Here is a 20,078-nt window from a genome sequence, read left to right as displayed (position 1 = left end):
TGATGATGCGGCCGCCAAGGCGCGGCCGCTAAGAGTCAAAGGTTTAAAGAGTATGTTCTGTGCGCGCAATAATATCATCCTGCGCCTCAGGGGATAATGCGGTAAAGAAAGCGGAATAGCCAGCTACGCGAACCACTAAATCACGATATTGGTCAGGGTGTTGCTTCGCCGCCAGCAGCGTTTCGCGCGACACGATGTTGTACTGCACATGCCAACCGCGATAGCTCTCGAAGAAGGTGCGCAACATCAGCATCAGCTTTTCCCGATCGCGCGGGTTGTCCAGCGTCGCCGGATTCAGCTTCTGATTGAGCAGCACGCCGCCAAGGATCGCCTCGGTTGGCAACTTGGCGAGCGAATTGAACACCGCCGTTGGCCCCAGGTGGTCGGTGCCGGACGCCGGGCTGGCGCCTTCCGCCAGAGGCTGGTGCGCCTTGCGCCCATCCGGCGTGGCCAGGGTGGCGGCGCCGAAGGGCACGTTGGCCGAAATCGACGAGGTGCCGGCGTAGTAGCCGCCGCCGATCGGCCCGCGGCCGAAGCGGGTGTTGCGGTACTGTTTCAGTTCTTCGATGTAGGTTTGGTAGGCGCGCACCAGCAGCCGATCGACCTCGTCCACATCGTTGCCGTATTTGGGCGCGGCGTTGAGCAGCCGCTGACGCAGCTGTTCGCCATTCAGTCCGGCGAAGTCTTCGGCCAGCGCGGCCGCCAGCTGCTGCTGGCCGATCGCCCCTTGGTCGAACACCAGTTTGCGCACCGCCGCCAGGCTGTTGCCCAGGTTGGCGATGCCGACCTGCAGGCCGGAAACCCAGTCGTATTTGGCGCCGCCTTGCTTGATGCTTTTGCCGCGTTCAATGCAGTCATCCACCAGCGCGGAGCAGAGGATATCGTGGGCGTTCTCCTCCAGCACGCTGTCCACCACGCACTCGATCTCGATCGACTTGCGCGTGTAGTAGCGAATTTGCCGATCCCAGGCGGTTAAGACCTGTTCGAAATCGGCGAAGTTTCCTTTGGACAGCGCCTGTTCCTGCGGCAGGAAGATCTGCCCGGAGGTGGCGTCGCGGCCTTGTTCCAGCGCCGCCAGCAGCACGCGGGCGAAGTTGATGAAGCTCATGCCGGTGCAGCGATAACCCCATTTGCCGCCGACGGCGGTCTCGATACAGCCGATGGCTGCGTAGTCGTAAGCGTCCTGCGGCTCGACCCCCAGCTTGATGAACTCGGGAATGACGATTTCGTCGTTATTGAATGCCGGCATGCCGAAGCCGCAGCGGATCACCTGTACGCAGGCGTCGAGGAAATCGGCGCTCATCCCGGCGTGGTAACGCACGCTGAGGTTGGGCTGGGTGGAACGCAGGCGGCCGCAGGATTCGAGAATGGCGTAGGACAGCGGATTGACCGCGTCACACGGCCGCCCATCGACCCGTTTTTGCCCGCCGATGGTGACGTTTTGGTACAGCGGGCTGCCGGCGGAGGCCTTGGAGTGCGAGCCGGAGCGGATCTTGTTGATCTCCAGCAGCTTCAGCCAGCAGCTGTGCAGCAGCTCGATGGCGTCTTCCCGCGCCAGGTTTTGCTCCAGCTCCACGTCGCGCCGATACCAGGGATAAAGATATTGGTCGAGGCGACCGAAGGAAACCGAATGGCCGTTGGATTCGATCTGCAACGTCAGCTGGATGAAATAGCACAGTTGCAGCGCCTGCCAGAAGGTTTGCGGCGGGCGATGGGCGATCAGGTCGCAGTTGTCTGCGATAGCCAGCAGCTCGGTGCGACGCCAGTCGCGGGTTTCGCGTTGCGCCATATCGCGCGCCAGGCGTGCGAAGCGTAGGATGTGCTCACTCAGCGACGTCAGCACGATATCGATAGCGTTGAGAAACTGCGCTTTGTGCAGATCTTCCCACTCGGTCAGGCGCAGGCGGCTGCGGCGCGCGTTCACTTTTTCGCGCAGGCCGTCGAGGCCTTGTTCCAGTAGCAGCGGGAAGTTGACCGCCAGATGGGCGTCGCCGGAGGTCATGTTGCCCTCGGCCTTGATGATGCCGGTGGCCAGCAGCGCCTTTTGTTCGTCGGTGAACATGCCGTAGCAGCGATCCTGCACCGTTTGGCCGCGCCACCAGGGGCACAGACGGTGCAAAATCGCCTTATTCTCTTCGCTGACCGAGAAGCCGGCGCCCGGCCGGTCTGCCAACTGGTCTATCTCGTTTTCTATCCAGCCGACGGTGTATTCGGGGAAGATCGGCGCGGCGCGCAGCTCGCTGGCCTGGTTGCCGACGATCAGCTCGTCGTTGGCGATCCAGATGCTGCGCTTCGCCAGGTGGTTGGCCAGCGCCAGCGCACGGCGCACCGGCAGCGGCCGATCCTGATGCTGCTGATAGGCCTCGGTATAGTGCTGCGCGCGTTCGGTGCACACCGGCGGTTTGACGATGTGGATCAGCGCATTCTTATGCGCCTGAATACGGGCGCTGAGGGTGGTCAAATCCAATGTGGTCATGGCGTTATCCTCGCAAAATGGCGGTCAGGCCTTTGGCGCCGGCGTACGTTTCGGCGAAGGCCAGCAGATCGGGCGCGTCCAGCGGTGTGCGGGCGGCGCGGTAGGGTTCGCCGAGCAGGTGATACTTGTTGATGCCCAGCGTGTGGTACGGCAGAAAGTGGATCTCCGATACGCCGATCTCGTCGGCGGCGAAGTCGACAATCGCGCGGACAGAGTGGCGATCGGCATTGAAATCGGGGATCAGCGGTACGCGCACGGTCATTGGCACGCCGTGCGCCGCCAGCCGGCGAAAATTGTTCATCACCCGGCGGGCCGAGCCGCCGGTCCAGGTTTTGAAACGCGCTTCATCGGTGTGTTTGAGATCGGCCAACAGCAGATCCAGCCAGGGCAACGAAGGGGCGATGTAATGCCACGGCACGTGCAGACAGGATTCGACGGCGGTGTGGATGCCGGCTTCGCGACCGCGCCGCAGCAGCTCCGCCGCGACTTCCGGCTGCATAAAGGGTTCGCCGCCGGACAGCGTTAAACCGCCGCCGCTGCGCAGGTAGAAAGGCTTATCCCGCATCACCTCGGCCATGATATCGTCGGGGTTGACCACGCTGCCGCACAGGCTGAGCGCGCCGGTTGGGCAGGCGGCGGCCAGCGCCGCGTAGTCGTCTGCGCTGATGACGTCGCGCCGCAGCGTCAGTGCGCCCTCGTCACGTAGCAGGCCTTGTGGGCAGCGCTCGGTGCACAGCGTACAGCCGCTCAGACACAGGCGCTCGTCAAACAGCAGATCCGCGTGGCGCGAGCGGCTTTCCGGGTTCTGACACCAGCGGCAGCTCAGCGGGCACCCTTTTAAAAAGACCACGCTGCGGATGCCGGGGCCATCATGGGTCGAGTAGCGCTGCAGATTGAAGAACATGAATCACCCGTTTGGCGTTGCTGAATCTTTCGCCATTAAAGATCTTTCGAATGAAAGTTGAATTGATTTTGATCAAAAGTTGACGGGGTTTTTGCCCTATGATGATCAGAGTTTGAATCCGCCCACAGAACATGACACAGGAGTCCGTGATGGAGCTTTATCTCGATACCGCCGATGTGACCGCGGTAAAACGCCTGGCGCGCATTCTGCCGCTGCACGGCGTCACCACCAACCCGAGCATCGTGGCGAAGGAAGGCAAGCCGATCTGGGAAGTGCTGCCTGCGCTGCGCGACGCCCTTGGCGGCACCGGCAAGCTATTCGCGCAGGTGATGGCGGCCGATGCGGAGCGCATGGTGGCGGAGGCGTCGCTGCTCAGCCAGCGGGTACCGGGGCTGGTGGTGAAGATCCCGGCAACCGCGGAGGGATTGGCGGCGATCAAGAAGCTTAAAACGATGTCCATCCCGACGCTGGGCACCGCGGTGTACGGTGCCGGGCAGGGGCTGTTGGCCGCCTTGGCCGGGGCGGAATATGTGGCGCCTTACGTCAATCGGGTTGACGCGCAGGGCGGCGACGGTATTGAAATGGTGCACGAGCTGCAGCAGCTGCTGAGCCTGCACGCGCCGTCGGCGCAGGTGCTGGCCGCCAGCTTCAAAACACCGCGCCAGGCGCTGGAATGCCTGCTGGCGGGCTGCCAGGCCATCACGCTGCCGGTGGATGTGGCGGAGCAGTTCCTCAGTGCGCCGGCGGTGCAGGCCGCGGTCGAGAAGTTCGAGCAGGATTGGCAGGGGGCGTTCGGCTCAACGCTGTTAGGCTAAAACCAGTAAAAAGGGCGCCGCGGCGCCCTTGCTTGATGCTCGGTTCGCTTAGCCGCGGCCGGTCTCCTCTCGCAGCGCGGCGCCGACCTCGTGCGTCGTCGGCTGTTCGGAACGCAGCGCCCGGCGGATCGCGAAGAAGGCGGCAATCATCATGGTTACCGCCACCAGCATAAAGAACCCGCACAGCGCGGCGTTGATCTGGTTGCTGAACACGATGGTTTCCATGTCTTTCAAAGACTTGGCCGGCGCAATGATCGTGCCTTGCTCGATGCCGGTGGAGAATTTCTTCGCCTGCGCCAGGAAACCGATGCTCGGTTTCTCGTGGAAGATCTTCTGCCAGCCGGCGGTCATGGAGGTCACGAACAGCCAGGCGGTCGGTAAAATGGTGACCCAAGCGTAGCGCTGTTTTTTCATCTTGAACAGCACCACGGTGCCGAGGATTAGCGCCATCGACGCCAGCATCTGGTTGCCGATACCGAACAGCGGCCACAGGGTATTGATGCCGCCGAGCGGATCGACCACGCCCTGATACACGAAGAAACCCCAACCGGCCACCGCCACCGTGGTGCCCGCCAGGTTGCCGAACCAGGAGCGGTTGTTGGCCAACTGCGGTACCGCCACGCCCACCAAATCCTGCACCATAAAGCGACAGGCGCGGGTACCGGCGTCGACGGCGGTCAGGATGAACAGCGCTTCGAACAGAATGGCGAAGTGGTACCAGAAGGCCATCATCGCCCGGCTGTTGAACACCTCGCTGATGATGTGCGCCATGCCCACGGCGAAGGTCGGGGCGCCGCCGGCGCGCGACAGGATGGAGTTCTCGCCCACCTCTTTGGCGATCAGCGCCAGCGTTTCCGGCGTGACGATAAAGCCCCAGCTGTTGATCACCTGCGAAGCATTTTCCACCGTGGTGCCGATCAGTGCCGCCGGCGAGTTCATGGCGAAGTAAACGCCCGGATCCAGCACCGAGGCACAGATCAGCGCCATGATGGCGACGAAAGACTCCATCAGCATGGCACCGTAGCCAATAAAGCGAATGTGGCTTTCGCGTTCCACCAGCTTGGGCGTGGTGCCGCTGGAGACCAGCGCGTGGAAGCCGGAAATGGCGCCGCAGGCGATGGTGATGAACAGGAACGGGAACAGGGCGCCGGCGAACACCGGGCCGCTGCCGTCGATGAAGCGCGAGACCGCCGGCATTTTCATCTCCGGCATGGCGAAGACGATGCCGATAGCCAGGCCGATGATGACGCCGATTTTCATAAAGGTGGAAAGGTAATCGCGCGGCGCCAGCAGCAGCCACACCGGCAGCACCGAGGCGACGAAGCCGTAGATCACCAGCACCCAGGTCAGGGTGGTACCGTGCAGCGTGAAGAACGGCCCCCAATAGGGATCTTGCGCCACGTTGCCGCCGTAAACGATCGCCAGCAGCATCAGCACGAAGCCAATCACCGAAATTTCAGCGATTTTGCCCGGCCGGATAAAGCGCATGTAGATGCCCATGAACAGGGCGATCGGGATGGTGGCGGCGATGGTGAACAGCCCCCACGGGCTGTCGGCCAACGCTTTTACCACCACCAGCGCCAGCGCCGACAGGATGATGATCATCACCCCCAGTGCGCCGAGCATGGTGATCACCCCGGCGAATGCGCCCAGCTCTTGCTTGGCCATTTCCCCCAGCGAACGGCCGTCGCGGCGTGTGGAGATGAACAGCACCAGGAAATCCTGCACCGCGCCGGCCAGCATGACGCCGACCAGGATCCAGATGGTTCCCGGCAGGAAGCCCATCTGCGCGGCCAGGATCGGCCCCACCAGCGGCCCGGCACCGGCGATGGCGGCGAAGTGGTGGCCGAACAGCACCCATTTGTTGGTGGGCACGTAGTCCAGGCCGTCGTTGTGACGTTCTGCCGGGGTCAGACGACGGTCATCCAGTTCAAAGACCTTGTCGGCAATGAACCGGCTGTAGAAGCGGTAGGCGATGCTGTAGCAGGCGACGGCGGCGACCACCAGCCAGACGGCGTTGACGTGCTCGCCACGGCTGAGCGCCAGCATGGCGAAAGCGAAGGCGCCGACCAACGCCACCAGCAGCCAGATAAATCCGGACCTGATGTTTTTCATGAAACAACTCCTTGGCGTGCAGAGGTAAAAATCAACGTTGTTATTAGGAATGACGTTTTAACAGTAGAAGTTTTGCCGCCGAACCGCGGCAGGTCGGATGAGAAATGTGAAGCAGGTGGGGTTTTAGTGTAAAAACAACGTGATGAAACCGCGTTGGCGCAGGCTGTCGCCCACACCATCCTGAGCAGTTATTCATTCTGCATTTTCACGGCGCGCACAGCGAATTATCGTCGTTTTTTATCTGGGCACGGTGTCTGGCGGATTATTATTTTATCTGTCGAGGCGTGCCGAAATAAAATTATTCATGCCGTGTTATACCTTTATTTTCACCCGCAGGCTTAATCATTCATCAAATAAATAATAAAGCTACGAAAGGAATTTAATTATGATAAATAAAATCATCGAAGGGTATTTACCGCAGCTCACGGCCATTCGGCACGATATTCATCAGCACCCTGAATTGGGTTTCGAAGAGTTTCGCACCAGCGATCTGGTGGCGGATTATCTGAGTTCGTGGGGCTATGAGGTGCACCGCGGATTGGCGGGCACCGGCGTGGTGGGTACGTTGCGGGTGGGCGACGGCGTTAAACGCCTCGGATTGCGTGCCGATATGGACGCTCTGCCGATCGAAGAGAACAACGGCAAGCCCTGGAGCAGCAGCGTGGCCAACCGCATGCACGCCTGCGGCCATGATGGTCACACCACTATGTTGCTCGGTGCCGCCCGCTATCTGGCGCAAACGCGCAACTTCAACGGCACGCTGCACCTGATTTTCCAACCGGCGGAAGAGATGCTGAACGGCGGCGCGCGCATGGTGGAACAGGGGCTGTTCGAGCGCTTCCCCTGCGACGCCATCTTCGCCATGCACAACATGCCGGGGATGCCGCTCGGCGAGTTCTTCTTCCAACACGGTCCGTTTATGGCCTCGATGGATCAGTTCAACGTGCGGGTGCAGGGGCGTGGCGGCCACGGCGCCATCCCGCAGCTGGCGGTCGATCCCGTGCTGGTGGCCTCGCATATCACTGTCGCCCTACAGAGCATCGTTTCGCGTAATATCGATCCGCTGGAGGCGGCCGTGATCACCGTCGGCAGCATCAAGGCCGGTGAGGCGGCCAACGTGATCCCGGACAGCGCGGAAATGAAGCTCAGCGTACGCTCTCTGGATCGTCAGGCGCGCGCAATCCTGCTGGCGCGCATTCCGGCGCTGATCGAGGCGCAGGCGGCAAGCTTCGGTGCCCACGCGGTGGTGGAGCACGTTAACGGTACGCCGGTGTTGGTCAACGACGAAGCGATGACCCGCTTTGCCCACCGTGTGGCGGAGCAGCAGTTCGGCGCCGCCCGCGCGCACTACGGTGCCCGGCCGCTGATGGGCAGCGAAGATTTCTCCTTCATGCTCGATGCACATCCGCAGGGCTGCTACCTGATCGTTGGCAACGGCGATGGCGAAGGCAGCTGCATGGTGCATAACCCGGGATATGACTTCAATGACGGCTGTCTGGCGGCCGGCAGCCAGTATTGGGGAGCGTTGGCGGAAGCGTATTTAAAATAAACGCGAAAAATAATAACAGGGAAGATAATGATGAGTGAAAATACGGCTGAAACCCAAACGGAAATAATATCGGCCCCGAAGGTCGGTGGCAAAAAGGTCATATTCGCTGCCTCCTTCGGTAATGCGCTGGAGTTTTTCGATTTCGGTATTTATAACTTCTTCGTTATTTATATCAGCGTATTGTTTTTTCCCCCGTCTAGCGATCCGCATCTGGCGTTGCTGTTGGCGTTTGCCACGTTCGGCGTCAGCTTTTTCATGCGGCCGCTGGGCGGCATTCTGATTGGCGCCTATGCCGATCGCTGTGGCCGCAAGCCGGCGATGATCCTGACGATTTCCTTGATGAGCCTGGGCACGGCGATGATCGGCTTTGCGCCGACCTACGCCAGCGCCGGCTATTGGGGAACCGCCACGCTGGTGGCCGCGCGTCTGATCCAGGGCGTAGCGGCGGGCGGCGAGGTGGGGGCGTCGATGTCGTTGCTGGTGGAGTCGGCGCCGCCCCATCGGCGCGGTTTCTATTCCAGCTGGTCACTGGCGACGCAGGGCATCGCCACCGTGGTTGGCGGCGTCACCGCGCTGGCGCTCAGTGCGGCCTTGCCGGTGCTTTCCGGCGAACCGAACGCCATGGCCGAGTGGGGATGGCGCATTCCATTCTTTATCGGCGTGGCGCTGGCGCCGCTCGGTTGCTGGCTGCGTCTCGGGCTGGAAAGCGATCGGCCGTCGGTGGCGCGGGCTCACGAGCCGCCTGCTCAGCTGCGCCAGCACTCGCGGGCGGTAGTGCTCGGTGTGATGCTGACCATCGGCGCCACCGTCGCCACTTACATCTCGATGTATTATCTCGGCACCTACGCGGTGAAATACCTGGGAATGGCGCAGGCCTACGGTTATGCCGCGATGCTATTGGCGGGGCTCATCACCTTCGGCGGCAGTCTGCTGGTCGGGCACTGGTGCGATCGTTACGGCCGTCTGCCGCTGATCCGCGGGTCGCGGATCGCGATTCTGATCGTGGCCCTGCCGGCGTTTTGGTGGCTGAGCGCGGTGCCGCATCCTGCGGTGCTGCTGCTGATCGTCGCGGTGCTGGTCGGGTTGACCACGCTCGGTTCGGTGCCGACCATGTTGATGATTTCGGAGCTGTTCCCGCAGCGCATTCGTGCGCTGGGGTTTGCGTTGGTCTACAGCCTCGGGGTGGCGATCTTCGGCGGCTTCGCCCAGTACATCGCTTCGCAGTCGATCGCGCTGAGCGGTTCGCTGCTGGCGCCCGCCGTCTATCTGATGGTGGCTACGCTGGCTTCGCTGGCGGTGCTGCCATTGCTGCGTGAAACCGGCGGAGAGCCGCTGCGCTAGCCGAAAAAAAACGCCGGCGGTTTTCACCGTCGGCGCTTTGCGTTGCGACCGTTTCAGGCTGGCGTTCAGGCCGCCGGGCGGGCGATCACGCTGCGGGTTTCCATGCGCACTTCGGCGATGGTGACCTGCAAGGTATCGCTCTGGCGGTAAACCACTTCGCCTTTAATCTGCACGGTGCCGGTTTCCTGGCTGCACTGCATCTCGTCACGCACCGCGTGAATGAACGGCGCCGGGATGAAGGCAACCGCGCCGTTGTCCAGCAGGCGTACACGCAAGCCGCCACGGGTCACGTCGATGATCTCGGCGTTGAAGCGGGTATCGGTACCGGCCTTGTCCTGCAGGAAGCGGGCGTACAGCCAGTCGCCGACGTCGCGCTCCGCCATGCGGTTCAGGCGGCGGCGCTCCGCCAGCTGCACCGTGACGTCATCCTGTGGCTTTTCCGCCGGTTGCTGGTTGATGATCGCCTTCAGCAGACGATGGTTGACCATATCGCCGTATTTACGGATCGGCGATGTCCAGGTGGCGTAAGCCTCCAGACCCAGACCGAAGTGTGGCCCCGGCGTAGTGCTGATCTCGGCGAAGGTCTGGAAGCGACGGATGCGGCTGTCGAGGAACTGGGTCGGCTGCGCATCCAGGTGGCGGCGCAGTTCGCAGAAACCGTCGAGGGTCAGCAGCTTCTCGGCTTCGGCTTCCACGCCGTTGGCCTGCAGCACGGTGACCGCTTGTTCAACCAGCGCAGGATCGAAACCGGTGTGCACGTTGTACACGCCGAAGCCCAGGCGATCGCGCAGCACGATGGCGGCGCAGACGTTGGCGGCGATCATGCACTCTTCAACGATGCGGTTGGCGCTGCGGCGCTGCTCGGTAACGATCTCCAGCACGTCGCCTTTTTCACCCAGCACGAAGCGGTAGTCCGGACGATCTTTGAACACCAGCGCATGCTGGTGGCGCCAGGCATTGCGCGCATCGCAAACGCGCTTCAGCAGGGTGATTTGTTGCGCGATGGCGTCGCTCGGCGGTTGCCAGCCGGCAATGCCGTCCAGCCAGTCGGAGACTTCGTCGTACACCAGTTTGGCTTTGGATTCGATCTCGGCGGCGAAGAACTGAATATCGTCGCCTAGCGCGCCGTCGGCGGCGATGGTCACGCGGCAAGCCAGCACCTGGCGGCGCTCGTTAGGGCGCAGCGAGCACAGGTTGTCCGACAGATCGCGCGGCAGCATCGGGATGTTGAAGCCCGGCAGGTAATTGGTGAAGGCGCGCACGCGGGCGATATCGTCCAGCTTGCTGCCTTGTTCGACGTAGGCAGTCGGATCGGCGATGGCGATGGTCAACTGCAGCGAACCGTCACCGTTGTCGGTCACGTACAGCGCATCGTCCATGTCCTCGGTGCTGGCGCTGTCGATGGTGACGAATTCGAGCGCGGTCAGATCTTCACGCACCAGCGCAGCGTCCGGCTCGCTGAGGGCCTGCATCTCCGGCGCCTCTTTTTCCAGGTTGTGACGCGCCAGCGTCACCCACCACGGGGCGAAATGGTCTTCGCCTTCGGTGATAAAGTGGGTCAGGTCGGCGTTGAAGCCGCGATCGCCTTTCAGCGGATGGCGGCGCATTTCCGCCACCGCCCAGTCGCCGGCCTGGAAGTTGTGGGTCAGTTCACGCACCGGGCGGCACGGAATCGCATCTTTCAGCAACGGATGATCGGGCACGATGGACAGGCGATCGTCGCGCTTTTGCACGCGGCCGACAAAGCGCGACAGGAACGGCTCGACCAGGGTTTCCGGCTCGGCGATTTCGCGCTCTTTCTCGGTGTACAGGGTGGCGATAATGCGATCCCCGTGCATGACTTTCTTCATGTACGGCGGTGGAATGAAGTAGCTTTTTTGACCGTCTACTTCAAGAAAGCCAAAGCCTTTCTCGGTCCCTTTCACGACGCCTTCAACGCGCGGGGTCTGAGAGTGAAGTTGCTGTTTAAGCTGCGCCAGCAGCGGGTTATCTTGAAACATATCGTCCAGTGAATGGGTTGTGAGTGGCAAGATTTGCGGCTGACAGTTTTACGCGAATCACCCGCTGCGAGCAAGCCTAACGTCACGGAACCCCGCGTTGCCGCGCGATTTTGCGCAAGAATGGTCAATCGAAGGGCGAACGATGAAAAACCCCGGCGCGCAGGCCGGGGTGAAGGGCGTGGGACAATCAGTCCCGCAGCGGCGTCGGCTGCAGGATTTCAATCCAGTAATCGTCTGGATCGCGAATGAACGCCACGTAGTTCATGCGGCCTTCATGCAGGCGTTTCTGGAAGGTGACGCCCAGGCGCTCAAACCGCTCGCAGGCGGCGCGCACGTCCGGCACCGTGACGCACAGGTGGCCAAAGCCGCGCGGTTCGCTGTTGCCGTTGTGGTAGTGGAAATCCGCCTGATTTTCGGTGCCGTGGTTATGGGTCAGCTCGAGAATACCCGGCTGGCTCAGCGCCCAGCGTTTGCGTTCGTCGTCATCCTGCGGGATCTGCTCGCGCGGGCTGCGCGTCAGGTAGCAGATGGTGAAAGCGGCTTCTTTGAACTCTTCCAGATAGACCGGGGTAAAGCCCAGCACGCGCGTATAGAAATCCAGCGCTTTGGCCAGATCCTTCACGCGGATCATGGTGTGGTTGAACACGTAACCGTCGGTAACCGCGTCCGGTTGGGCCGCCACGCCGGGCAGCGTCAGTAAATCATTCAGTGGCATCAGTGATCCTCCTCAGGGTGTCGGCAGACTGTAGGTGAAATCGATGCTAATCTAAAGTAATTGTTTTTAACTAAAACACTAACTAAAAGTGAATGATAGATGAAGCTGAGCCAGCTGAAGTTTTTCTGCACCGTGGTGGAACACAAAACCATCGCCGCCGCCGCCCGCGAGCTGCACTGCGTGCCTTCCAACGTCACGCTGCGGCTGCGTGAACTAGAGGAGTCGCTGGGCGGTGAGCTGTTTTTCCGCGACAAGAACCGGCTGTACGTCAATCCCAAAGGGCGGCTGTTCTATCAGCAGGCGCGCGACATCGTGGCGCAGGCGGAGCGCAGCAAGCAGCTGTTCGCCGGCGAGCATCAGCATGGGCTGCTGAACCTCGGGGCGCTGGATTTCTCGCTGGTCAGCCATTTACCGGCGCGTATTGCCAGGCTGCGCCGTTTACAGCCTCATCTGCACATCAACGTACTGAGCCGCGACTCGCTGGTGCTGGAACGCATGCTGATCGACAGCGATCTCGACCTGGCGATCACCGACGGCCCGATTGAGCATCCGTTGCTGGCCAGCCAAAAGGCATTCGATGAACGGCTGGTATTGCTGATGCCGGCCGATGTCGGGGAACCCGATGCCGCCACGCTGGTGCCGCTGGAGTTTTACACGTTCAGCCGCGAATGTTCGTTTCGCCTGAAGGTGGATCACTGGCTGGCCTCGCGCGGGCTGAAACCGCGCATGACGCTGGAAATGGAGTCTTATGCCGCGATGGCGGCCTGCGTGCAGGCCGGTTGCGGCGTGGCCTGCGTGCCCGGTTCGTTGCTGCCGCTGATCTTGCCGGCACCAGGGTTGAAGGTGGTGGAAATGGGTGAGGAGGGCGTGAGCGATCTGTACTTCGTCTGGCGACGGCATCAGCTGTCCGACGAGTTGCAGACTATCCTGGAAATATTGGCGCGCCCGGTGTGAACCGGGCGCGCATGTTCAGGCAATACGCAGCGAGGGTTGCTGCTCGCTGCGGCGAATCACCACCGGGATCGACTTCGAGGTCGGGGTGCCGGTACCGTCGCCGAAGCTGGCCAGCGGCACCAGCGGGTTGGTTTCCGGGTAGTAGGCCGCCAGGTTGCCACGCGGAATGTCGTAACTCACCAGCTTGAACCCGTCCACTTTACGCACCACGCCATCGTTCCACAGGGTTTCTATCTCTACCCGTTCGCCATCCTGTAGGCCCAGTGCCGCCAGATCCTCCGGATGGATGAATAACACTTCGCGCTGGCCGTAAACGCCGCGGTAGCGGTCATCCAGACCATAGATGGTGGTGTTGTACTGATCGTGCGAGCGCAGCGTCTGCAGGGTAAACGGCGCTTGCTCGTCGCCCAGCTGCGGGAACAGGGTGGTCGGCAGCGCGGCGGCGCTGAATTCCGCCTTGCCGCTCGGCGTGGCGAAGCGCAGTTCGGCGGCGGCATTGCCCAGGTAGAAACCGCCGGGCTGGTCGCAGCGCCGGTTGAAATCTTCGAAGCCGGGAATGGTGGCGGCGATATGATCGCGGATCAGCGAATAGTCGTCGGCCAGTTCCAGCCAGTCCAGCTGTTGCGTACCTAGCACGGCGTCGGCGATGCCGCAGACGATCGCCGTCTCTGAACGTTGAGTATCCGCCAGCGGTTTGCCGATGCCTTCCGAAGCGTGAACCATGCTGAATGAATCCTCGACCGTGATGTACTGCGAGCCGCTGGCCTGCATGTCCAGTTCGGTGCGGCCGAGCGTCGGCAGGATCAGCGCGTCTTTGCCGGTCACCAGGTGGCTGCGGTTAAGCTTGGTGCTGATATGCACCGTCAAATCGCAGTTGCGCAGGGCGCGGGCGGTGCGTTCGGTGTCCGGCGCTGCGGCGGCCAGGTTGCCGCCCAGCGCGATCAGCACTTTCACTTCGCCGCGCAGCATCGCTTCGATCGCTTCCACCGTGTTGTGCCCCACCGCGCGATTGGCGGTGAAGTTAAAGTGGCGTTCCAGGCTGTCGAGCAGCGCCTTCGGCGACTTCTCATCAATCCCCATGGTGCGGTTACCCTGGACGTTGCTGTGGCCGCGCACCGGGCACAGACCGGCGCCCGGTTTGCCCAGTTGCCCGAACAGCAGCTGCAGGTTGGTGATTTCACGCACCGTCGCAATAGAGTGTTTATGCTGAGTCACGCCCATCGCCCAGGTGCAGATCACCCGTTCGGCACCCTGGTAGGTGGCCGCCGCCTGGCGCAATTGCGCTTCGCTCAGGCCCGATTGCGCGGTAATGGTCTGCCACTCGGTCGCGTCCACCTGCGCCAGGTAAGCCTCCACGCCGACGCTGTGCTGTTCGATAAATGCCAGGTCGAACAGGGCGGGTTCACCAGCGGCCATACGCTGGCGGTGAGTTTCCAGCAGCGCTTTCACCATGCCGCGCACCGCTGCCATATCGCCGCCCAGATTTGGCTGGTAATAGGAAGAGCTGATCGGCGAGGATTTTGGCGTCAGCATCTGTACCGGATCCTGCGGATCGGCGAACCTTTCCAGCCCACGTTCGCGCAGGGTGTTGAAACTGACGATACGCGCGCCGCGTCGGGCGGCGTTTTTCAGGCTGTGCAACATGCGCGGGTGGTTGGTGCCGGGGTTTTGACCGAACACGAAGATGGCGTCGGCCTTTTCGAAGTCATCGATGCGGATGGTGCCTTTGCCAACGCCGATGCTCTGCTTCAGCCCGACGCCGCTCGCTTCGTGACACATGTTGGAGCAGTCGGGGAAATTGCTGGTGCCGAGCATGCGGCCGAACAGCTGATAAAGGTACGACGCTTCGTTGCTGGCGCGGCCCGAGGTATACAGCTCGATCTGGTTCGGGTTGTCCATACCGTTGATGTGCTTGGCGATCAGCGCCAGCGCGTCCGGCCAATGGATAGGCTCATAGTGGTCGGTTTCGGCGTTGTAGCGCATCGGATGGGTGAGGCGACCCTGGTATTCGAGGAAATAGTCGCTCTGCTGCTGCAGGGTGCTGACGCTGTGGGCGGCGAAGAACTCAGGCTCCACGGCGCTGCGCGTCGCTTCCCAACTGACCGCTTTGGCGCCGTTTTCGCAGAAGCTGAAGGTGCTGTGGTTGTCGTCGCCCCAGGCGCAACCGGGGCAGTCGAAGCCGCGTGCCTTGTTGACGCGCATCAGGTTGCGCATGTTTTTTAGCGTTTGTTTACTGTCGAGGACAAAGCGGGTGGTGGCTTCAAGCGAACCCCAGCCGCCCGCTGGGCCGGTATAAGGCTTGATTGACGGTTTGAATTTCATGGTGACACTTCGCAGGTGGTTGTAGCTAAAAAGTAAACGCTTTTTTATGCGTCTTGCGTATTTATGTCACAAGTTTAGGGGCGTGGCAGGCAGGCGTCTAATCGAATGGGGCAATGGCGGCATAGAGCGTATCTATCGCAGGCGGACGCTGACCTAAACAAATGGTTGCATAAAGACACCCGCTGCAAAAGAGTAATGGTTTCGTCTGAAAGTGAATTCATGCAGTCTATCTCGCGGATTATATTGGCATTTTATTCAGCCTGCGGGCCTGAGGAACACAGCGTGAAGCGTTCAGTATCAGTGGTGATCGGCGGTATATTACTGCCTTTAGCGGCGCAGGCGGCGGAAACGACGCCCCATTTTCCCACCATGACCCCACCGGCGATAGACGCCGCCTCTTACGTTTTGATGGATTACACCACCGGCCAGGTACTGGCGGCCGGCAATGCCGACGAACGGCGCAACCCGGCCAGCTTGACCAAACTCATGACCGGGTTGGTGATCGACCACGCGCTCGATCAGCACAAGATTGGCCTCGACGATGTCGTCACCGTGGGGAAAGACGCCTGGGCGCAGGGCAACCCGGTGTTCAAAGGTTCTTCGTTGATGTTCCTGAAGCCTGGTGACAGGGTCACGGTTCGCGATCTCAGCCGCGGTATCATCATCGATTCCGGCAACGACGCCTGCGTGGCGATGGCGGACTATGTGGCGGGCAGCCAGGCCAACTTCGTCAAGCTGATGAACGAGAAGAGCGCGCAGCTGGGCCTGCAGAACACCCATTTCGAAACGGTACACGGGCTGGATGCGCCGGGGCAATTCACCACCGCCGGCGATCTGGCGGTGATTGCGCGCGCCATCATCATGAGTGAGCCGGCGGAATACCACATGTACAGCGAGAAATCGCTGACCTGGAACGGTATCACGCAGCAGAACCGCAACGGCCTGCTGTGGGATAAGACGCTGCACGTCGATGGGTTGAAAACTGGGCACACCGCCTCTGCCGGCTTCAACATCATCGCCTCCGCCACCGAAGGGGATCGCCGCCTGATTGCCGTGGTGATGGGCGGCAAAAGTTCCAAAGGCCGCGAGGAACAGGCGCGCAAGCTGCTGAGCTGGGGGCTGCGCGACTTTACCACGGTACACCTGTTCAGCGCCGGCCAGAGCCTGGGGGAAGAGCCAGTCTGGTACGGCGAGAATCACCGGTTACCGGTCGGCAGCGTGCAAGAGCAGTCGCTCAGCCTGCCAAAAAACGAAGCGGACAAGCTGAAGGCGCAGTACGTGATCAATACCGCGCGGCTGGAAGCGCCGGTGAATAAAGGACAAACCGTTGGTGAGATCCGTATCAGCGACAATGGCCAGGTAGTGAAAACCCTACCGCTGGTGGCGCTGCAGGCGGTACCGCAGGGCGGCGTGTTCTCGCGCCTGGTGGATTACGTGAAGCAGAGGCTCTGACTCGTCGGGCGGGCGGCGGCCCCCGGTGGTATACTGGTGCGAATGCCGATCATTGAGCTGCGCTATGGATATTAAACAACTGATTTATTTGTGCAATCTGGAACGAGAGCGCCACTTCGGCCGGGCGGCGGAGGCCAGCTTCGTCAGCCAGCCGACGCTGTCCATGCGATTGAAAAATCTGGAAAAAGAGCTGGGCGTTTCGCTGATTAACCGCGGCAACCATTTCGGCGGTTTTACCGCCGAAGGCGAGCGGGTGTTGGCGTGGGCGCGTGAGATCGTCTCGGTTTATCAGGGGCTGAAGCTGGAAGTGGAGTCGCTCAAGCACGGTTTGCACGGCACGCTGCGCCTCGGCGTGGTGCCGCAGTGCAGTATCTCGGTATCGGAAATGCTCAAGGCGGTCAGCGAATGTTACCCGCATCTCGATTACCGGCTGGCGGTGCTGAGCGCTGATCAGCTGTTGGAGGCGCTGACGGCGCACACCGTCGACATCGGCATCGGCTTTTTCGAGCTGTCGACCTTGAAGGAGCTGCATTTCCAATCGCAACCGCTGGTGGAAACCGGCGTCGAGCTGGTATTTCATCCGCAACATTTCCCGAAGCTGGTGGGCGATACGCCGTTGCCGCTGGAGGCGGTGGCCGCCTTGCCGTTGTGTCTCGCCGAGCCGACGCGTTATTTCCGCCGCTATCTCGATCAACACTTTCGCGACGCCGGGTTGACACTGCACACGCGGCTTGAGACCGCGTCGATCTTCCAACTGCTCGAAGGTATTTTCGTCGGTTTGGGCTGCGGACTGTTCCCGCGCGGCCAGCTGCAATCGCCGTTGATGCCGGCGTTGCAGCGGCGTCCGGTGGCCATCGGCGCCATGCCGCGTCATGCGGCAGTGGTCGTCGATATGGCGGAGCGCGCTACGCCGTTGGCGCAAAAGTTCTTCGATGCCGCCAGCGAGTGGCTGCGTCAGCAGAATGTCTAAAACGCGCCGTATTGCGGCCGGTAATAAGGCCGCATAGCGGTATTCAGTCGGCGGTGATGGAAGATGTTGCATCGCCCAACGTTTGGCGCAGGCGATTTTCCCAGGCGTAGAGTGCGGCGGTGAGGATCACTTCCAGCGCCTGCGCCTGATTCAGACCGCTGTTGAACAACGGCTGCACGCTCTGCGGGGTAAATTTCTCCGGTGCGCGCGTCAGCTCGGCGGCGGTGTGGATCACCGCGCGTTTGACCGTATCCTCGGTAGAGGCCAATCCCTGAGACAGCCCGGTGAACAGCGCCTGTACCAATCCGTCATCCTGCATTTCATGCGCCACCGTGGCCGCGCAGTAACGGCTGCCGTTGATGCGCGAGACCACCAGCGTCGCCAGCGCCTTCAGGCGGCTCGATAACCCATACCCTTCGGCATTGATGCCATTGAACACGCCGTTGCGTTCGCGCAGTGCGGCGGCATCGTGCGCTAACAGCAGATAATAAGATTCGGCGCGCGCCTGCGGGTGGCTCTGATCCAACACGTCAAGCTGTTCGGCGGCGGCGGTTTCCGTGTCGATCGGCGACAGCCGCGCAGTCCAGCTCAATTCTTCGGTACTGAAAGCGACGCCATCGGCGTCTTCGACATTCGGGAAGCCGGGCACCACTACCGCCGGTCGGCCGGCTAACGCCGCGATGCCAGCTACCACACGCGCCTGATAGCTGACAAAACCGATGATTTGCGAAAAGGTGACGATATCCGCAGGGCTCAGCCCGACGTCGACAAGCTGTTGCAGCGCCCTGCGGCAAATCAGCGTGGGTTGGCTGGCAAGCTGGCGGGCATATTGGGTGATCTGGGCGAGCCGGATATTGCTTTCCCGGGAGGCGTCCGGGCTGTGCAGCGGGGCGAGGCGGGCGGCATAGTGGCTACAGAGGGACTGCACGCCGGTCACCTGAGCGACGGTCAGTGCGGTGCTGAGGCGATCGTAGGGTGACAATGTCACGTATCGTGATAGCGACACCTGGTCGGGAAACAGGGCGTGGTAACCGGCCAGTGAGGCGTTGAATACCCCGGCGCGGGCGCCGAGCGCGCTGTTTAACGCTTCATCGGCGAAGGCACCCAGCCCCAGCAGAAAACGATCGCGCAGGGTAGCCGCCTGCGGCTCCAACGGCGCATCGCCCCGCACGCTGCTTTGGGTTTCGTGATACCACTGGGCATTATGTTGTCGACGGAGTCGTTCCATAGGGTCAATCCTTAATCATGATCAACAGCCACCGCTGCGTACGGCAGCGGTGGCTGGACAAAGAGGCAACATGCCCGCAGGCGGGGCGAAAGGCGGATTTAGCGCAGCTCATCGCAGTACAGCGCGTGGCCGTAAACAGAGAAACCGGTGGCCAGCGTGAGAAGAAACTGCGCGAGGCGGCGATGGCGAAGGCTGTTCATCAGTGCGATATCCTGTCGTATGAGAGGCTCAACGTAGGGGATATCCTCACCGATCGCCCTGGCGAGATAAAATAATGTTACGGACTAATCAATAACTGAAAGGAATAAAATATAAGGATATATAACAAGAATGTAATTTGTATGTGCGTTTTCTCGCTAAGCGACCGAGGCGCGCAGCAATAAAAAACCCGCCGCAGCGGGTTTGTTGCAGGCCAGGACGGGGCTCAGAAACGGCCGCCGTCGCGTCGCCAGGCGTCGGCGGTCAGCGCCTCGCCGAAGTGGCTGGCGATAAGGCGCTTGGTCAATTCGTGCAGCGGCGCCGCCAACACCTCGGCGGTACTGCCGCGTTCGACGATTTCCCCTTCGTGCATCACCAGCACCTGGTCGCTGATATGCTTCATCATGCCGAGGTGCTGGGTGACGTAGATATAGGAAATGCCGTGTTTTTCCTGCAGTTCCAGCATCAGGTTGATGATTTGCGAGCGCATCGACATGTCCAGCGAGGCCAGCGCCTCATCGGCGACGATCACCTTCGGTTGCAGGATCAGCGCACGGGCCAGCGCGACGCGCTGTTTTTGCCCGGAAGCCAGCATGTGCGGATAGTAGTAAGCGTGATCCGGCAGCATGCCGACCTGGCGCAGCGTTTGGTTGATACGCTGCTCGCGCTCGGCGGGTTCCAGATCGGTGTTCAACCGCAGCGGCGCATCCAGCAGCTGGCCGATGCGCTGACGCGGGTTGAGCGAGGTGCTCGGATCCTGAAAAATCATGCGAATGCGCTGGCTGCGGTAGCGATAATCACCGAACGCCAGCGGATGATCGTCGATCAGCAGTTCGCCGGCGGTCGGTTCCACCATGCCGGAGAGCATTTTCGCCAACGTGGATTTGCCAGAGCCGTTCTCACCGATCACCGCCAGCGTCTGACCTTCACGCAGGGTAAAGCTGACGGATTTCACCGCCTCGACGTGCTGACGGCGGAACAGCCCGGTGCGGTAGCGGTAGGTTTTGCTCAGGTTGCGCACTTCCAACAGCGTTTCCAT

15 protein-coding genes are annotated in these 20,078 nt (G+C 61.4%); 7 read left to right on the top strand and 8 right to left on the bottom strand.

The features are described 5' to 3' along the window. Window positions 1–43 precede the first annotated feature (43 nt). Both FOT55_RS18515 and FOT55_RS18510 read right to left on the bottom strand, forming a co-directional pair. On the bottom strand, window positions 44–2,476 hold the full coding sequence (locus FOT55_RS18515) for a formate C-acetyltransferase/glycerol dehydratase family glycyl radical enzyme (protein WP_147823866.1): 2,433 nt from the start codon (window positions 2,474–2,476) through the stop codon (window positions 44–46). A gap of 4 nt (window positions 2,477–2,480) precedes the next feature. Beyond that, entirely contained in the window at window positions 2,481–3,380 is a 900-nt protein-coding gene (locus tag FOT55_RS18510; protein ID WP_049205489.1) for a glycyl-radical enzyme activating protein, read from the bottom strand. A 149-nt stretch (window positions 3,381–3,529) separates the two neighbouring features. Here FOT55_RS18510 and fsa point away from each other — a divergent pair, with 149 nt between their 5' ends. Beyond that, window positions 3,530–4,195: a fructose-6-phosphate aldolase gene (gene fsa, locus FOT55_RS18505; protein WP_049205488.1), complete on the top strand. Its 666-nt coding sequence runs from the start codon at window positions 3,530–3,532 to the stop codon at window positions 4,193–4,195. A gap of 48 nt (window positions 4,196–4,243) precedes the next feature. Here fsa and FOT55_RS18500 read toward each other — a convergent pair whose 3' ends face one another. Continuing rightward, the gene (locus FOT55_RS18500) at window positions 4,244–6,310 is read right to left on the bottom strand and encodes a carbon starvation CstA family protein (RefSeq protein ID WP_147823865.1); all 2,067 of its coding nucleotides are present in this window, start codon (window positions 6,308–6,310) and stop codon (window positions 4,244–4,246) included. Window positions 6,311–6,695: 385 nt separating this feature from the next. Between FOT55_RS18500 and FOT55_RS18495 the strand changes: the two genes are divergently transcribed. Both FOT55_RS18495 and FOT55_RS18490 read left to right on the top strand, forming a co-directional pair. After that, entirely contained in the window at window positions 6,696–7,859 is a 1,164-nt protein-coding gene (locus FOT55_RS18495; RefSeq protein WP_025303015.1) for a M20 aminoacylase family protein, read from the top strand. Window positions 7,860–7,889: 30 nt separating this feature from the next. Continuing rightward, window positions 7,890–9,200 (top strand): MFS transporter, encoded by a 1,311-nt coding sequence (locus FOT55_RS18490; protein WP_060447740.1) that lies wholly within the window; start codon window positions 7,890–7,892, stop codon window positions 9,198–9,200. Between the two features lie 65 nt (window positions 9,201–9,265). On the opposite strand, the gene FOT55_RS18485 is transcribed toward FOT55_RS18490, so the two are convergent. After that, a complete protein-coding gene (locus FOT55_RS18485; protein WP_147823864.1) occupies window positions 9,266–11,200 on the bottom strand; it encodes an exoribonuclease II in 1,935 nt (644 codons plus the stop codon). A 187-nt stretch (window positions 11,201–11,387) separates the two neighbouring features. Continuing rightward, a complete protein-coding gene (gloA, locus tag FOT55_RS18480) occupies window positions 11,388–11,915 on the bottom strand; it encodes a lactoylglutathione lyase (RefSeq protein WP_025303012.1) in 528 nt (175 codons plus the stop codon). Window positions 11,916–12,014: 99 nt separating this feature from the next. On the opposite strand from gloA, the gene FOT55_RS18475 reads away from it, so the two are divergent. After that, window positions 12,015–12,869: a LysR family transcriptional regulator gene (locus FOT55_RS18475; protein WP_147823863.1), complete on the top strand. Its 855-nt coding sequence runs from the start codon at window positions 12,015–12,017 to the stop codon at window positions 12,867–12,869. Between the two features lie 15 nt (window positions 12,870–12,884). On the opposite strand, the gene FOT55_RS18470 is transcribed toward FOT55_RS18475, so the two are convergent. Then, window positions 12,885–15,191: an FdhF/YdeP family oxidoreductase gene (locus tag FOT55_RS18470; protein WP_025303010.1), complete on the bottom strand. Its 2,307-nt coding sequence runs from the start codon at window positions 15,189–15,191 to the stop codon at window positions 12,885–12,887. Window positions 15,192–15,473: 282 nt separating this feature from the next. Between FOT55_RS18470 and dacD the strand changes: the two genes are divergently transcribed. Further along, a complete protein-coding gene (gene dacD, locus FOT55_RS18465; protein ID WP_147823862.1) occupies window positions 15,474–16,643 on the top strand; it encodes a serine-type D-Ala-D-Ala carboxypeptidase DacD in 1,170 nt (389 codons plus the stop codon). Between the two features lie 64 nt (window positions 16,644–16,707). Continuing rightward, window positions 16,708–17,613 carry a LysR family transcriptional regulator gene (locus tag FOT55_RS18460; protein WP_147823861.1) on the top strand — a complete coding sequence of 302 codons (906 nt, stop codon included), beginning with the start codon at window positions 16,708–16,710 and terminating at the stop codon, window positions 17,611–17,613. 43 nt (window positions 17,614–17,656) lie between these two features. Here the strand turns inward: FOT55_RS18460 and FOT55_RS18455 are convergent, their stop codons facing one another. Continuing rightward, window positions 17,657–18,841 (bottom strand): CMD domain-containing protein, encoded by a 1,185-nt coding sequence (locus tag FOT55_RS18455; protein WP_147823860.1) that lies wholly within the window; start codon window positions 18,839–18,841, stop codon window positions 17,657–17,659. A gap of 17 nt (window positions 18,842–18,858) precedes the next feature. Between FOT55_RS18455 and FOT55_RS18450 the strand changes: the two genes are divergently transcribed. Then, window positions 18,859–19,116, top strand: coding sequence for a hypothetical protein (locus FOT55_RS18450; RefSeq protein ID WP_147823859.1), 258 nt, complete (start codon window positions 18,859–18,861; stop codon window positions 19,114–19,116). 149 nt (window positions 19,117–19,265) lie between these two features. Here FOT55_RS18450 and sapF read toward each other — a convergent pair whose 3' ends face one another. Continuing rightward, a complete protein-coding gene (gene sapF / locus FOT55_RS18445; RefSeq protein WP_016927550.1) occupies window positions 19,266–20,078 on the bottom strand; it encodes a putrescine export ABC transporter ATP-binding protein SapF in 813 nt (270 codons plus the stop codon).

The organism is Serratia bockelmannii, from assembly GCF_008011855.1.
Classification (GTDB): domain Bacteria; phylum Pseudomonadota; class Gammaproteobacteria; order Enterobacterales; family Enterobacteriaceae; genus Serratia; species Serratia bockelmannii.
The sequence above is the reverse complement of the archived record's forward strand: the minus strand, read 5'-3'. Positions and strand labels throughout refer to the sequence as shown.